The sequence below is a fragment of the Campylobacter blaseri genome (assembly GCF_013201895.1).
In the GTDB taxonomy this organism is placed as follows: Bacteria; Campylobacterota; Campylobacteria; order Campylobacterales; family Campylobacteraceae; genus Campylobacter_B; species Campylobacter_B blaseri.
Genome location: NZ_CP053841.1, coordinates 1,593,769 through 1,609,599 on the forward strand (window position 1 = coordinate 1,593,769; position 15,831 = coordinate 1,609,599).

Below are 15,831 nucleotides of genomic sequence, written 5' to 3' on the forward strand. Positions count from 1 at the left end.
CTATCCTAAAAATATCTTTTTTAATGTCATTAAAAGCATCATGGTGTATAAAATTAAAAGCAGTTTTTTTTGTAAAGACTTATCAATTTTGTGGCTAAATTTTACACCATAATAAACACCTAAAAGTGAGCCAATCCCAAGCATAAAACCATTTTTATAATCAACAAGTCCAGCAAAAGAAAGGCTTATAAACCCGCTAAAAGATGAAAATACTACAAAAAATAGCCCCATTGAAAGTGCCTTTTTAATATCAAATCCTAAAAATCCAACTAAAATAGGAGTTAAAAACAATGCACCACCAATTCCCATACTTATAGCAAAAACACCTATTAAAAATCCAACTATAAACAAAATATATATAGAATTGATCTCTTTTTCGGCAATTTGTGGAGCTTTAAAAAACTTTATAATAGTTAAAGCCAAAGCAATAGCAAGACCTATTTCAAGATAAATTTCTTTAACACCTGAAACTATGTATCCGCTTAAACTTGCACCAAAAAGCCCACCTAATCCGACAAAAATACCTTCGTTGATTTTTAATTTATTGTTTTTGTAATTTACATACGAGCCAAAAATAGAGCTAAAAAGCATCTGCGTAATTGAAATTCCAACAGCAGTTTTAATATCATATCCTAAAAAAAGCATTGTTGGAACAACAACAGTTCCACCGCCAATGCCAAAAAAACCAGAAATAGCACCAACAACTACTCCAAGCCCCAAAAACTCTATAATATGTAAAATTTCCATCTTATCTCATTTCTATAATCTTTTATTTTACCCAAAGAGTATAAATATTTTTAAATTTTAATGTTTTTATTAAACAATATTATATTTTAATTGTTGTATTTGAAGTTTTAAATGTTATAATAAATCCCAAATTTCAAACAAGTAAGATATATGATTATATAAATTCATTAAATTAGCTTGTTTATATTAAACTATTAAGGCTATATATGGTAAAAAGAAATTTAATTTTAACATTTTTAATGCTTGCTATAAATTTAGGAGCAACAACACTTATATCGCAAAATACTTATAAATTTCAAGATAGAATTGAAGTTGCTCTTGTTTTTGATAATGAGTTTGATGGTGAAATTTTCCTTACTAAAAATGAGGATAACTTTAATATTTTTCTTAGAAATGTTAAATCAAAAGAAAAGTTTTTATCTAATGTAAACTCAAAAATTATATCTAGCTTTACTATAGAAAATGTAAAAGATGGCGTTGAGTTGGTAGTTGTAGGAGATAAAAACTTGGAGCTTGATGCAGAACTATCAAAAGATAATAAAACACTAAATATTAAATTTATTGACAAAAATTTGGCTAACTCCATTAATGAAATTTCTAAAAAAGAGATAGTTACTCAAAAAGAAACTACGAAAAATAGCTCAAACTTCAAAATTACATATATTATAATTCCTTTTATTTTAATAGTTACTCTTGTTTTTTTGTATTTTAAATTTAAAAAATTACCTTCGGAAAATTTAGACTTTAAAGGATTTGATGATTTTGAAGACAGTGCCTTTAAAAATTTAGATGATAATATTCAAGAAAAAAACGAAGAGGTTATTGTTGAAGAAAAGCATAGTGAAGAGTTAGATAAAGAAAACTTAGATGTAAATTTAAGACCAAATGTAATATATAATAATAAAATCACAAATGACAGAGAACTTCTTTTAATAGAAAAAGATGGTAAAATTTACATAAGCTTTTTAACAAAAGACAATGAACTTCCAGAAAAATCATACAATGAGATGTTAGAACATGAGGATAAATTTCAAGAATTTTTAGAAATATGTAAAAATAAAACTATTTAATAGATCTAGTTTTTACTAGATCTAAAGTTTTAAACAAAATACTCTTTTATCTGCTCAATCCATAATGAAATTCTCTCGTCATTTTTTTCTTCTTCATTATCATAATCAAGCGGCAAGCCAACAAAATCACCATTTTCATCTATAGCCTCACTCTCTTCAAAACTGTACCCATCAGCACTTACAGCACCAACCATATTGCCACCTGCTTCTTTTAGCTTATGATACAGCTTAGCCATTCCATCACAAAACTCATCTGCATAGGCATCACTATCACCAACTCCAAATACAGCGATGGTTTTTCCGCTTAAATCAAGTGCTTCAAAATTAAATTCATCCCAATCATCTTGCATATCTCCTGCATTCCAAGTAGAGGTTCCACATATTAACTTATCATACTCATTCAATGTTTTTGCATCAATATCAGCAACATTTAAAACATCTAGTTCAATTCCTAGTTTTTCTTTTACTAAATTTGCAGCATTTTCTGTATTTCCCATAGAGCTTCCAAACACAATCGCAATTTTCATTTTTATCCTTTTTTTATTATTTTATTATTTATAGAATAAGGCACAACTTTTATGGATTTTTCTTTTCCAGAACTATTGCAACCTTTAATTTCAATATGCCTACACAATTTTTTTTGCCTAGGCAATACTAAATAAATATCCATATTTTCTTTACACATATTGAATGCTTTTCGCAAATCTCTATCAAAAGTTCCCTCTTTTTCTCTATTAAACTCACTAAATGATGGCATAACGCATAGAACTTTTCCATCATTTTTAGTTAAATACAGAACATTTTCTTCAACAATAACCTCTTTATCTTTATGCATTTTTTGTATTTTTGAAAATACATAATTTATAAAAAAGTCTTTCGAATTAAAAACTAATCCCGGCGTTTCTTTAAAATAAATCATTTTAATAAGCTTTGCAACGCTAAAATAAGGAATATCTAAAATAATCTTATCTTTAAAACTTTTATTTTTATAATTATGTATAATCTCGGCAGAAAGAGGACATATTTTTTTAATATGGTTTATATCAAGATTGTTTAATAAAATTTGAATTTTAGCTTCAAAAATCTCTTCTAGGCTATTTAAATTTAATACATATTGCAAAGGGACTGTTAACTCCTTTTGAACATATGCATTAAATTGTGTCAAAAAATACAAAAATATATCTTTTTTATCCAAACAAGAAAATATTTCTGGTATTAATTCGCCTCTGCCTATTAAAAAACCGAAATTCATATTACTTAGAACAACCAAATTCTCTATCTAAATCAAAAATTTTACAAAATTCGCAAAATACACAACTTACACTTCTTTTAGCACAAACTATTGGTATTTTTCTTTTTTTAGCATCATTTTTAATCTTTTTCATAGTATTGTGATTTAAAAAAGATGTTAGCATAACAATACAGTCTGTATCTAAAGGTATTGATTTTCTATTTACTCTATTTTCATTTCTAGCATCCCAATGCTCTATTTTGCTAGCTCCTAAATCCGATAAAACCGCTTTTATTGGCGTTATTTCATCTGCGCCTACTACAAGAACTGACATAATGTTTCCTTTTTGTTTAATTTTATTAATTATACAAAATTAGTTCTTAAATTATTCTGATAATGATTATTGAAATATGCTATATCATTGTATGCACTAGAAATCTAGTGCATAAATTTTTAACTTTCAAACTCATCGCTATAATCAGCACTTGCTAATCTTTTTAACTGCCTATAGTTTTGCTGTGCATCTTTTTTATTTTTTTGAAATAACTTGTCTGCCTTATCTGGATTTGATTTTTTAAGAGAGCTATATCTTGTCTCATTCATTAAAAACTCATCATATAAATCAAAATCAGGCTCTTTTGATGTTATTTTAATTGGATTTTTTCCCTCTTTTATCAAAGTTGGATCATACACATATGTTGGCCAATACCCACATTTTGTAGCAAGAGCACCTTGGTTTCCAGAAGAAGATAACCCACCTTTCATCCCATGTGCTATACATGGAGAATAGGCAATTATAAGACTTGGTCCCTTATAAGCCTCTGCAGCCTTTATTGCTTTTATAGTATTAGCTTGCGAAGCATTTGAGTTAATTTGCGCTACAAAGATATTTCCATAAGTCATGGCAAGTTGACCTAGGTCTTTTCTTTTAACAGGTTTTCCAGAAGCTGTAAACTCTGCAACTGAGCCAGTTCTTGAAGCTTTAGAGCTTTGTCCTCCTGTATTTGAATAAACCTCAGTGTCTAAAACTAAAATATTTATGTCTTCACCACTTGCTAAAACATGATCTAATCCACCATAACCTATATCATAAGCCCAGCCATCTCCACCAATAATCCATTGTGATTTTTTAGAAAAATAGTTTTTTAATGATAAAAGCTCTTTAGCTCCCTCGCTATCTCTATTTTGCTCTAAAATTTCTACCAATTTTCTACTAAGTGCTGGTGATTTTTCACTATCATCTTTATACTCTATCCAGTCATTATATAGTGCTGATAATGCATTTGGAACTTTATCTTTTGTTCTTAGCATAATATCTTCTATTCTATGTCTTATTGTATCACTTGCTACCTTCATTCCCATACCAAATTCAGCATTATCCTCAAATAAAGAGTTCCCCCATGCAACGCCTTTTCCATCTTTGTTTTTCTTATATGGCATAGATGGTGCTGAAGCGCCATAAATAGAGCTGCATCCAGTTGCATTTGCAACTATCATATGATCACCAAACATTCTTGTAACAAGTGTTAAATATGGAGTTTCACCACACCCAGGACAAGCAGCATGAAACTCAAAATATGGCTCAGCAAATCCTATACCTTTAACGCTATCTTTATTCATCAAATCATCTTTATATGTAACATTTTTGAATAGATAATCGGCATATTCTTGTTCATTTTTCTCAAGCTCTTCTCCAAGCGGAACCATAACAAGTGATTTTTCTTTACTAGGACAAACTTCAGCACAAAGATTACAGCCTGTACAATCAAGCGGGCTAACTTGAATTTTATATTTCAACCCTTTAACTTCTTTTCCTTTGGCTTCTAATAGTTTATCAACCATACCTTTTGGTGCATTTTTCTCTTCTTCCTCATTGATTAAAAATGGTCTTATCACAGCATGAGGACAGACAAAAGCACATTGATTACATTGGATACAATTTGTCTCTATCCATTTTGGAACAGTTACACCTATACCTCTTTTTTCATATTGGGTTGTTCCTGACTCAAAACTACCATCTTCATAACCTAAAAAAGCAGATACTGGTAAACTATCTCCACGCGCAGCATTTATAGGTTTTACCACATTTTCTATAAAATCATTTCCAATATATTTATCTTCAATCTTTATCTCTTCATCAAGCTCTGCCCAAGAAGGATCTATTTCAACTCTTACTAACTTATCAGAACCCTCGTCAATTGCCCTATAATTCATTTGAATTATTTTTTCACCTTTTTTTGCGTAAGTTTTAGCTGCATATTCTTTCATATACTCTTTAGCGTCATCAAAAGGTATGATTTTAGCTAATTTAAAAAATGCTGATTGCATAATGGTATTTGTTCTATTCCCAAGACCTATCTCATTTGCAAGCTTTGTAGCATTTATAATATAAAACTCAACATTTCTCTTAGCTAATATCTTTTTAACTTTGTTTGGAATTCTACTAACTGTCTCTTTAGCATCCCATATAGAGTTTAGTAAGAAAATACCATTTTCTCTAATTCCATCAATCACATCGTATATATCTAAATATCCAGCAACAGAACACGCGACAAAATGTGGATTTGAAACAAGGTATGTAGAGCGAATTGGCTCTTTACCAAATCTTAAATGGCTCCTTGTATATCCTCCTGATTTTTTAGAATCGTATGCGAAATATGCTTGCACATATAGATCTGTTTTATCTCCTATAATTTTAATTGAGTTTTTATTTGCCCCAACTGTTCCATCTGCACCAAGACCGTAAAATAAACATTCAATTGTATCATCACCACTTAAAGAAATTTTTTCTTTAACATCCAAAGATGTAAATGTAACATCATCAACAATCCCAACAGTAAACCCATTTTCAGGCTCTTCTTTTTTAAGATTGTCATAAACAGCTATCATTTGTGCAGGATCAACATCTTTTGAGCTAAGTCCATATCTTCCGCCTACTATTTTAGGTGCTTTTTCTTTACCATAAAATGCCGCTTTTATATCAAGATAAAGAGGCTCACCTAAACTTCCAGGCTCTTTTGTTCTATCTAAAACTGCAATTTTTTCAACTGTTTTTGGCATAACATCAAAAAGGTATTTCAAACTAAATGGCCTATAAAGACGAACTTTTATAAGACCCACTTTTTCTCCTTTGCTATTTAGATAGTCCACAACCTCTTCTATTGTTTGGTTTACAGAACCCATAGCAACTATAATTCTAGTTGCATCTTTATCTCCATAATAATCAAATGGCTTATAATCTCTACCTGTTATTTTTGAAATTTCTTTTAAATAATTGGCAACTATATCAGGTAAGGCATTATAATACCTATTAGAAAGTTCTCTTGTTTGAAAATATATATCATCGTTTTGAGCAGTTCCTCTAGTTTTTGGATTTTCAGGATTTAAAGAATCATCTCTAAATTTTTGAATAGCATCATAATCAACTAACCTATCAAAATGGCTATAATCCATAACTTCAACTTTTTGGATTTCATGACTAGTTCTAAATCCATCAAAAAAATGCATAAAAGGAACTCTGCCTTTTATAGCAGCAAGATGTGCCACTCCGCCTATATCCATAACCTCTTGAACACTATCGCTTGCTAAAATTGCAAAACCAGTTTGTCTAGCAGCATAAATATCTTGATGATCACCAAATATAGATAATGCTTGTGCTGCAATTGACCTTGCTGCAACATGTATAACCCCAGGAAGCAATTGCCCTGCAATTTTATACATATTTGGAATTTTAAGTAAAAGCCCTTGTGAAGCTGTGTATGTAGTAGTTAAAGCTCCTGCTTGAAGCGAGCCATGAACGGTTCCTGCCGCACCTGCTTCGCTTTGCATTTCTACAACCTTTACAGGCATCCCAAAAAGATTTTTCTTCCCTTGCGCAGCCCAAACATCAGTGTAGTCAGCCATCGGAGATGATGGGGTTATAGGATAAATTCCCGCAACCTCTGTAAAAGCATATGAGACATAAGCTGCTGCTTCATTCCCATCCATTGTTTTCATATTTTTACTCATTAGTTATCCTTTAAAAGCATTTTCAAAATGCTTTATTGTAGTTTTATATATAATTTTATCGAATTTGTTTTAATAGGGTAATAATATTGAAATTTTAAAAAATTAATTTAATTCTTTTTTAATAAATTGTACAGCATCTATAGTTTTATCAAAAACTTGATTTGTATGTTTGAGGAGATCTTCTTTTTTGCCATAACCACATGTAACACAAATAGGCTGTATTTTTGCAGATAATGCAGCCAAAGCATCAAGTTTTGTATCGCCTATCATATATGCTTGTAATCTGTCTTTTTGCATATTTTTTAATGCTTTTAAAATTGGCTCAGCATCGGGCTTTGGGTTTACCACATCATCTCTGCCAATAATCACTTTAAAATAATAGGCAATGCCTAAATTTTCTAGTAACACTCTAGAGTATTTTGAAGTTTTTGTAGTAACAACACCTATGTCAGCAAATTCATAAGCCATAAGAATTGATTTTTCTGCTTCAGGCAATAGTGTAGTTTTTTCTAAATAGGTTGTTCGATATCTTTTTTTATAACTTTTAACTAACTCATCAATTTGATCTGCTTTTACGCCAAGATTTTTAAACATAATTTCTAATGGATAGCCTATAAGGTTTTTTACGAATTCATCACAGGGATATTTAATGTTATTTTCTAAGAATGCAAATTTAAAGCCATCTAGTATGGACTGGGTTGAATCAATGAGGGTTCCATCAAGGTCAAAAAGTATAGTAGGTTTTTTCATAAATTTTATGTATGTACTTAAAAGATACCTCAAAAAGAGGTATCTTTGTGTAGTTAAAGATTATTGATTTCTAAATTTAGCATCAACTCTTCTGTTTTCAGCTCTACCAGCTCTTGTAGAGTTATCAGCAATTGGTTGTTCTTCACCGTAACCAATTGTGCTTATTTTTTCACTACTAACACCAAGGTCAATTAATGCTTTTTTAACACTAGCAGCTCTTTTTTCTGATAGTTTTTTATTATAGTTTGCGTTGCCTGTACTATCAGTGTGTCCTTCAAGAATTACTTTATAGTCTGGTCTTTCAACTAAGAAATTTGAAACTTTTTTAATTTCGTTCATATATTCTGGTTTGATTTTAGCACTATCAAACCCAAAGTTTACACCTAGGTTAAGTCTGATAACTTTTTCACAACCAAACTCATCAACTACAACACCAGCTGGAGTTCCTGGACATTTATCGACATTATCTAAAACACCATCACCATCTTCATCACCTATAACATTCTCAACCGCAGGAGCCATAGCTGTTGATCTAGCGCCAAAATCAACACCAAATCCTAATGTATAGAACATAAAGTGATATCCATCATCAAATGTAATAGCATCTCTAACTTCTAGTTTTGTAGCAAAGTTATCTGCCCAGTAGTATTTTAGACCAAGACCATATTGACCAAATCCACTACTAAAATCTTTCATTTTATCGTTTTTCATAACTTTACCATCAAAGTCCATATAACCACCGCCAACTAAACCGTATAGTTTTAAATTGTCAGTAATTTGATAAAAATCTTTAACTAAATTTAAATGATAAACATCAAGATCAGGTTTTTTTCCTTCAACCTTATCAAGTCTCATTTTGCTAACTCTGTCATAACCAAGTTCAATTTGGTCAAACCATAAACCCTCTTTAAGGTTTTTAGCAATTCTTAAACCAAAAGTAAAAGAGTTGTCTAGATTAGTGTTTCCTTCAGGAAGAACACCACCAACTGTTGGAGTAAACTCCCAATGATAATTAGCATCATTTGCTAAAACTGCTGTTGATGCACATAAACTAAGTGCAAGTAAAATTTTTTTCATAATATTCCTTTCAAATTAAATATCATCTTATTATAACACAGTTCAGTATATATCTATACATTAAATATATAATAAATTATTATCCAATATTTATTATATTTGTTCTGTTTTCACTTATAAAATTTAAACATATAAAATAAATAATAAAAATAATTATCTCTTAGAGAATTGAGGACTTCTTCTAGCTTTTCTTCTACCAAATTTCTTTCTTTCAACAACTCTACTATCTCTAGTTAAAAGTCCTTTTGGTTTAAGTAAAGCTCTAAAATCAGCATCCATATCTGCTAAGGCTTTTGAGATACCATGTCTTAAAGCTTCTGCTTGTGCATTATATCCGCCACCTTGAGTTGAAGCTTTAATATCCATAGATGTCTCTTGTTTTGTAGCAAGTAGTGGCTGAACAACCTTTAGTTTTGCAATCTCATGTCCGCCTAACCAAGAGTTTAAATCCATTCCGTTTACAGAAATTTTACCACTGCCTGGTTTAAGCCATACTTTTGCTACTGCTCTTTTTCTTTTTCCTGTTGCATAAACTGTAGCCATATTAATTTCCTTTTTTACTTATTTGTGCTGTATGAGGGTGCTCGTTACCTTCATATACTTTTAATTTTTTAAGCATCTCTCTTCCTAGTTTTGTTTTTGGAAGCATTCCTCTTACTGCTAATTTATATAATTTTACAGGATTTTTTTCAAGCAAATCTTCAAATTTTTCACTTTTTACACTTCCAAAATATCCCGAGTGTCTGTGATATAATTTGTCTGAACCTTTGTTTAGCCCTGTATATGTTGCTTTGCCTGCGTTTATGATAATAACATAATCCCCGCAATCAACATTTGGTGTATAGCTTGGTTTATGTTTTCCTCTTAAAAGAGTTGCAACTTCTGTAAGCATTCTACCAAATCTCTTACCTGTTGCATCTATCACAACCCAGTCGCGTTTAACATCGCTTGGTTTTGTAATTTTTGTCATTTTTTAGCCTTTTTTATTTAGTGAAGTATGATTGTATAGAAAAATAACTTAATATTAACTTAATTTAAGTGAATTTTAAAAATTTAATCTATACTTAATTTAAGTAATTATTAAATTTCATCTATTTGGATTTTATCTTTTAAAATGTACACTATAAAGCCATTTACTATTGCACTTGGATAAAATTTAGAAAAGACTTTTTTATATTCTGACACTTGTGAGATATTTTCATCGCTAAACCCCAAAGAGCTTTTATAATCTATAATGTTAATCGCCTCATCACTCATAGTAAGAAGATCTATTTGTCCAGTTTTTCCTTCAAATTTAAAGGGTTGTTCTTTAAATACTCTTTTATTTTTAGTCAAAGATTTAAAAAACTCATCGCTAAAAAGAATTTCCAATCGTAATTTTAAATCTATAAATTCCTCTTCTTTTAAGAATTTATTAAATCTGTTTTTTGATTTTTTTATAGCTTTATCTATCTCTTCTTTAGAAAATTGTTCACACATCTCTAAAGCATAGTGCATAGCTAGTCCAAAATTTATAGATTTTAGATTCAACTCTTTTGTAGTTGTTACACTATCTATTTTCTGAGCTGGAACCTCTCTTAACTCTATCTTTTTTTCAGGTTTTGTCTTTTGAATTGTTTTTTTCTCATCTTTTAAAATCTCTCCTATTTCAAAATTAGCAATATCTAAAATACCATTAGAACTATTTTTGCTATTTACAAAATAACTATAAGAGGTGTTTGATTTTATAATTATTAAAGAATTTCTAGCCCTGGTAAAGGCAACATATAGTTTATTTAAATTCTCATCTCTATCTAAATCTGCAATCTTTTTTCTAAATGCCTCATAGTCTTTATCTACTTTTTCTCTACCACTTATCCTGTATTTAACCTCCCACTCATTGCTATTTACATCGTAATTTAATAAAAAGCTATCTGTATCATTAGCACCTCTAGAGAAATTATCACATAATATTACATGGTTAAACTCAAGTCCTTTTGACTTATGAATAGTAAGCAAGTTAACGCCCGCTCCGCCTTCATTTATAGCTAGTGTTTCATCTTTGGAAAAAGCAAACTCAACTATATTTTCATATTTTTTAGAAATTTCTACAAGAAGTAGTATGTTTTTATCATCAAAGCCAAGTCCTAATTGTTCTATTAAATAGTTTAAAGTTTGTGTTGTGGTTTTTTTATAATTAAGATTTAATGTCTTAAAAGTAGCTCCACTTAGCTTTTCTACATTTTTACCATATATCTGCTCTTTTGTTATACAAAATTTTGTATATTCCAAAATTAGCTTGATTTTATCAACTTCAAAAAGCTTCCTGCTACCTTCGCCACTAGAGTTTATACCCTCATCTAAAAGCATATCTTTTAGCCTATCTATATTGTCATTTTTCCAACATAAGATGGCTATATTTTCAGCAGTTGCACCTTTGTTTAGTAACTCTTTTGTCTCTTTTAGTGCTTGAGCTAAAACGGCTTCGTTGTCATACTCATCACTATCTTTGTCGCTGTCTTCTACGTCTATAGCTTTTATATATCCGCCAGTTAGATTTTCTTTTTTGCTAACTTTTTGATCCACATACCCAAAAACCTTATCTCTAAAGGTGTCGTTTATAAAATTAACTAGCAACTTCTTGCTTCTAAAATTATATTCCAAACTATCAACATTTATCTGTTTATAGCTATTTGCAAGGTGATCAAAAAGCTCTTTTTTTCCACCTCTAAATCTATAAATACTTTGCTTAATATCTCCAACATAAAAAAAACTTCCAATGTTATCTTTTTGTCCAACCCCTGATATAACCTCTTCAATTAAAGGAAGCATAATTTTATATTGTATAACATTTGTATCTTGAAATTCATCTATTAAAATATGTTCTATCTTGCTATCAAGCCTAAAATAAACCATATCTATCATCGCCCTATCGCTTAAAAGGCTATATATTATAGTAGAAAGATCATTGAAAGTTATTGTGTTTAAGTCTTTGATGGTCCTGTTTTTTACACTATTAAATAAACCTACTATCTTTGCAAACTCGTTAATCTTATACTTTTCAAAAGCTACTAAATACTCTTTAAGTTCATTTTTAAAATTTAGATAATGCACATCTAAATCGCTACTTTGCTCAAACAATCTACCAAAAGTTCTATAGCTTAAACTATCTCTTTCCATAAAACTTTCTTGAAGTATTGAAAAGTTATTTTTATCTATTTTTGATATCAAATTTTCTGCTTGATTTTTTGTTTTTTCTATATTGCTTATCTGTGTTTTTCTAGTTTCTGTTAAAAGCTTTTTATCTTCTTCTTTTATAATATTTTTACAAAAATTAATGATCTTAGCCTTAGCATTTTCTAACTTACTATCATCTGGAAAAGAAGTGCTTCCTTTGTTAAATTCCACCCCTTCACTTGATATTTGGGATAAAGAGTTTAAAAAACTACTTAAATTTGAATGGGTCTGGGTTATGAAATTGGCTAAATTTAATGTAAGATTTTTATCTTTTGAGATATCTTCTACAAATTTTTTATTAATAATATCTTGCAAATCAGGTTCTATTTCATAATTGGCATTTAGACCAAAATTTAAAGCAAAAGCCCTAAGTATAGTTGAGAAAAAAGAGTCAAAAGTTGAAATTTTAATATCACTTCTTAAAAACTCATTCCTTAATGCATTTCTTTTTTCAAGTATATCTTTCTCATCTGTATTTAAAATTCTAGCTATCTCTGAAAGCTCATTTTTTTTCTTATCAGTGTGCAAATTTAAAAAATTATCTATAACTCTTTCTTGCATCTCATTTGCTGTTTTTTTTGTAAATGTTAGGGCTAAAATATTTTTTGCATTTACGCCACTTAGAAAAAGCGCTATATATCTTATGGATAGTGCAAATGTTTTTCCACTACCGGCACTAGCTTTTAGTGATTTGTAATTCTCTTTTATATCTAATCGCATAATATATCATAGTCCTTATATTTACAATTATAACTTACATCAAAATCAAAATCTTTGCCTGAAATTTGCTTTAACTCATCTATAACATTTTTTAAATCATCTAGGCTAGATTGGCTATTTACAAACTTAACATCTCTTAAAGAAAAAAATGCACTTTTTACATTTTCCTCTCCAAGAAGTGCCTCATAAAAAGGGAGTTGCAATGATTTTTTATCTCTAATGCTTCCACTTTTATAGTCAATTATAAACTTTTCTCCATTTAGCGCATCAATTCTATCTATTTTACCTTTTATCCTAACTCCCTCAAAGATATTTTCTAGCTCAATCTCTTTTTTAATAAGCCTATAACCTTTGTCTTCATGCTTTTTTAACTCTTGTTCAATTTTCTTAAACTCATTTAACATAATTTGCTTCTCAAGCTCACTTAAATTTGTAGAAATTTTCATAAACATCTCTTCAAAGATTTTATAATCAAAAATATTTGAATTATTATATGTTAACTCAAGTGCCTTATGTAAGATATTTCCTCTATCTTTTGCACTCATATCACTATCTACATCTTTTGGAGGTTGTATTTTTAAAATATATTTTAATGCATAACATCTTGGGCATTTTAAAAATTGGTCTAATCTACTAAAAGATAGTGGTTGCTCAAAAAAATCATGTTTAAAAACTAAATTTAAATCGCCTTTTTTTAAAATTCTTTTTGATCTAAAGAGATTTAGATAACTCTTATCGCTATACTCTTTATCTTCAATTATTTTAAACTCTTTTAAAAATCTTGATGGAACTTTATCTTCATTGTCATCGTAGCAAATTGCAACTTTTTTTGCTTTATTTATAATATCTTTATAATAAAATCTTTGTAAATTTTGCCTATCTTCATAGCTAATTAAACCAGCTCTTTTCCTAAGTGTTGTGTTTAAAAACATCTCATTGATTGAGCGTTTTGGAACTAGCTCATCATTAAAACAAGGCATGATTACTCCCCTAAAGCTAAGACCTCTGCTTTCTAAAAGCCCCATAACACTTACTTCGCCACCGCCTACATAATCAATATGGCTATTTTTTAACTCTAAAAGGAAAATCTCTGAAATTTCACGTAAATTTAGACTCTCATTTTCTAAATAAATCTCTATATTAAATAGTATTTCATTAATTGCACCACTTATCTCATGCTCTTTTGAATACTCTAAAATTTCAAAAACTATCTTTTTAAATTGATCAAAATTTGCTTTTTGGTAGAAGTTGTTTTCAAAGTTTCGATAAAAATCACTTTTAACGCCACACTCGTTTAAAAATATATTTACCGATGTTAGCTGATCTTCATTTTTAATATAATCATCTTTTAATTCTATCTCTTCCTCTTCTAGGATTGATTTTATAATTGTGTTAAAGAGTTTATAAAATAGTAAATTTTCAGCCTTTTTACCCATAGCAAAGTTAAGCATATTGTTTTTATCATAATCCATTAAAATTTCACTAAAGCTCTCATCAGGTAAAATTACAACAATATCTTTAGGGTTAATTCCATCTTTTATAAATGTTGAAATTTTCTCAAATATGTAAAAACACTGCATGGAATTACCACTAAGTCCTCTAACTAAAATTGGTACATTATGGTTTTTCTCTGCGTTATTAACCTTACTTAAAGAGTTATTTGTTAGATTAAAAATATACTCATTTGCAATTTCTAAACTATTTTCTATATCCACAAAACTACTAAGCATTTTTTTTGTTAGATAGTTGGCATTTAAAACAAGATTAATATCTGCAAAATTCTTACATAAATTTAATATCTCAATCTCAAAATTTGTTAAAACACCATCTATAAATATATTTATCTCATCATAGCTTTTAATAAACTCTTCATTTATTAAATAATCATCAACTATAGTTATATCATCATAAAGTTTTCTATCTTTAAGCTCTAGTTTATAGTTCTTTAAAAGCTCTTCTAAAATTTCCAAATGCTCATCATAACTAGCATAGATATCGCTGTATTTAAGATCTTCTATCTTTTTTTTAGTTACAGCAAGCTCTTTAAAGAAAGAAAAAATATACTCGTGGTTTTTTAAAAATTCAAAGAAATTTGATGAAATTTTTAGCTGTTGCTCTAAATTTTTAGTTTTTGAAATGGCTTTTTGCATGATAATGAGTTTATCAATTTTTGACACCTCATCAAATTTTGGTGAATATATGGCTCTACTAAAAAACTCCGATATTATCATAGTTTTTGGCAAAACAGCATTGCTTTGCTCATTTAAATATTCTTTTAGTTTTCTTGTAGTAGTAAATACAAAAAGTTCTTTTTTAATCATTTTAATACTCATAGTTTTTCATAGATAATTTTATATTTTTATTTTAATATACTTTTGCCACCCTAATCATCTTTTGATAGAGATATTACATATTTTCCAACCACTATCTTCTCTTCATCACTTAAAGTTTCTTTGAATGATGGCATATCTCCTATGTGACCCTCTTTGCCTCTATTTAAGACATCGACAACAAACTCAAAATTTCCATAAAGGGTTAAGTCCGGAGCTATTTCACCCATCCCTTTTCCATCATCACCATGACAAGAAGCACAAATTCCCCAACTTTCTTTACCTTGAGCGATTAGGTTTTCGTTGCTTGTAGTTTTTATAGATGATATATCCTTAGCCATATATGCTGCAACTGCTTGTAAATTTTTATCACTAGCCATATTAGAAGGCATCTCTTTTATAGTATACTTAAGCCCTTTGCTTCCATTTGCAATAGTGTCTATAACACCATCCTCAGAACCCCATATAGTAAGATTTCTAGCTACGCCCTCTAGCCCTTTACCATCAATGCCATGACAGGCAGAGCATTCTTTTAAAAATATATCTTTACCTTTTAAAAAACTATTGTCTTTCAAATTTTCATCTGTGGCCTGTAAAATAGCTGGAGATAAAACAGCTAAAAATAATATAGTTAAGGCTATTTCTATAAAAATATTTTTATTATCCATCTTATGCTCTCCTT

13 protein-coding genes are annotated in these 15,831 nt (G+C 29.4%); 1 reads left to right on the forward strand and 12 read right to left on the reverse strand.

From position 1 onward, the window contains the following. The gene (locus tag CBLAS_RS07870; RefSeq protein ID WP_106872279.1) at window positions 1–747 is read right to left on the reverse strand and encodes a sulfite exporter TauE/SafE family protein; all 747 of its coding nucleotides are present in this window, start codon (window positions 745–747) and stop codon (window positions 1–3) included. 206 nt (window positions 748–953) lie between these two features. On the opposite strand from CBLAS_RS07870, the gene CBLAS_RS07875 reads away from it, so the two are divergent. Next, window positions 954–1,817, forward strand: a complete 864-nt coding sequence (locus CBLAS_RS07875; protein WP_106872281.1) for a hypothetical protein — start codon at window positions 954–956, stop codon at window positions 1,815–1,817. A 29-nt stretch (window positions 1,818–1,846) separates the two neighbouring features. Here the strand turns inward: CBLAS_RS07875 and fldA are convergent, their stop codons facing one another. From fldA to CBLAS_RS07930, 11 genes are all read right to left on the reverse strand, one after another. After that, a complete protein-coding gene (gene fldA, locus CBLAS_RS07880; RefSeq protein WP_106872283.1) occupies window positions 1,847–2,344 on the reverse strand; it encodes a flavodoxin FldA in 498 nt (165 codons plus the stop codon). Between the two features lie 2 nt (window positions 2,345–2,346). Beyond that, window positions 2,347–3,069, reverse strand: coding sequence for a hypothetical protein (locus tag CBLAS_RS07885; protein WP_133169623.1), 723 nt, complete (start codon window positions 3,067–3,069; stop codon window positions 2,347–2,349). Between the two features lies 1 nt (window position 3,070). Further along, window positions 3,071–3,382 (reverse strand): DUF2325 domain-containing protein, encoded by a 312-nt coding sequence (locus CBLAS_RS07890; RefSeq protein ID WP_106872287.1) that lies wholly within the window; start codon window positions 3,380–3,382, stop codon window positions 3,071–3,073. Window positions 3,383–3,501: 119 nt separating this feature from the next. Then, window positions 3,502–7,056: a pyruvate:ferredoxin (flavodoxin) oxidoreductase gene (gene nifJ, locus CBLAS_RS07895; RefSeq protein ID WP_106872289.1), complete on the reverse strand. Its 3,555-nt coding sequence runs from the start codon at window positions 7,054–7,056 to the stop codon at window positions 3,502–3,504. Window positions 7,057–7,158: 102 nt separating this feature from the next. Beyond that, window positions 7,159–7,806, reverse strand: coding sequence for an HAD family hydrolase (locus tag CBLAS_RS07900; protein ID WP_106872291.1), 648 nt, complete (start codon window positions 7,804–7,806; stop codon window positions 7,159–7,161). Window positions 7,807–7,866: 60 nt separating this feature from the next. Continuing rightward, window positions 7,867–8,883, reverse strand: coding sequence for an OmpA family protein (locus CBLAS_RS07905; protein ID WP_106872293.1), 1,017 nt, complete (start codon window positions 8,881–8,883; stop codon window positions 7,867–7,869). A gap of 153 nt (window positions 8,884–9,036) precedes the next feature. Next, window positions 9,037–9,426 carry a 30S ribosomal protein S9 gene (rpsI, locus tag CBLAS_RS07910; protein WP_106872295.1) on the reverse strand — a complete coding sequence of 130 codons (390 nt, stop codon included), beginning with the start codon at window positions 9,424–9,426 and terminating at the stop codon, window positions 9,037–9,039. Window position 9,427: 1 nt separating this feature from the next. Continuing rightward, entirely contained in the window at window positions 9,428–9,853 is a 426-nt protein-coding gene (gene rplM / locus CBLAS_RS07915) for a 50S ribosomal protein L13 (protein WP_106872297.1), read from the reverse strand. A gap of 110 nt (window positions 9,854–9,963) precedes the next feature. Then, the gene (locus CBLAS_RS07920; protein WP_106872299.1) at window positions 9,964–12,819 is read right to left on the reverse strand and encodes a RecB-like helicase; all 2,856 of its coding nucleotides are present in this window, start codon (window positions 12,817–12,819) and stop codon (window positions 9,964–9,966) included. Beyond that, window positions 12,810–15,140 carry a PD-(D/E)XK nuclease family protein gene (locus CBLAS_RS07925; protein ID WP_241517623.1) on the reverse strand — a complete coding sequence of 777 codons (2,331 nt, stop codon included), beginning with the start codon at window positions 15,138–15,140 and terminating at the stop codon, window positions 12,810–12,812. The genes CBLAS_RS07920 and CBLAS_RS07925 overlap by 10 nt, the downstream gene beginning before the upstream one ends. A 62-nt stretch (window positions 15,141–15,202) precedes the next feature. Further along, on the reverse strand, window positions 15,203–15,817 hold the full coding sequence (locus CBLAS_RS07930) for a c-type cytochrome (protein ID WP_106872301.1): 615 nt from the start codon (window positions 15,815–15,817) through the stop codon (window positions 15,203–15,205). Between the last annotated feature and the right edge of the window lie 14 nt (window positions 15,818–15,831).

Excerpts from the sequence above, each read along its gene's own strand:
- CBLAS_RS07870 (WP_106872279.1), bottom strand. The coding sequence starts at position 747 with ATGGAAATTTTACATATTATAGAGTTTTTGGGGCTTGGAGTAGTTGTT.
- CBLAS_RS07875 (WP_106872281.1), top strand. The coding sequence starts at position 954 with ATGGTAAAAAGAAATTTAATTTTAACATTTTTAATGCTTGCTATAAAT.
- fldA (WP_106872283.1), bottom strand. The coding sequence starts at position 2,344 with ATGAAAATTGCGATTGTGTTTGGAAGCTCTATGGGAAATACAGAAAAT.
- CBLAS_RS07885 (WP_133169623.1), bottom strand. The coding sequence starts at position 3,069 with ATGAATTTCGGTTTTTTAATAGGCAGAGGCGAATTAATACCAGAAATA.
- CBLAS_RS07890 (WP_106872287.1), bottom strand. The coding sequence starts at position 3,382 with ATGTCAGTTCTTGTAGTAGGCGCAGATGAAATAACGCCAATAAAAGCG.
- nifJ (WP_106872289.1), bottom strand. The coding sequence starts at position 7,056 with ATGAGTAAAAATATGAAAACAATGGATGGGAATGAAGCAGCAGCTTAT.
- CBLAS_RS07900 (WP_106872291.1), bottom strand. The coding sequence starts at position 7,806 with ATGAAAAAACCTACTATACTTTTTGACCTTGATGGAACCCTCATTGAT.
- CBLAS_RS07905 (WP_106872293.1), bottom strand. The coding sequence starts at position 8,883 with ATGAAAAAAATTTTACTTGCACTTAGTTTATGTGCATCAACAGCAGTT.
- rpsI (WP_106872295.1), bottom strand. The coding sequence starts at position 9,426 with ATGGCTACAGTTTATGCAACAGGAAAAAGAAAAAGAGCAGTAGCAAAA.
- rplM (WP_106872297.1), bottom strand. The coding sequence starts at position 9,853 with ATGACAAAAATTACAAAACCAAGCGATGTTAAACGCGACTGGGTTGTG.
- CBLAS_RS07920 (WP_106872299.1), bottom strand. The coding sequence starts at position 12,819 with ATGCGATTAGATATAAAAGAGAATTACAAATCACTAAAAGCTAGTGCC.
- CBLAS_RS07925 (WP_241517623.1), bottom strand. The coding sequence starts at position 15,140 with ATGATTAAAAAAGAACTTTTTGTATTTACTACTACAAGAAAACTAAAA.
- CBLAS_RS07930 (WP_106872301.1), bottom strand. The coding sequence starts at position 15,817 with ATGGATAATAAAAATATTTTTATAGAAATAGCCTTAACTATATTATTT.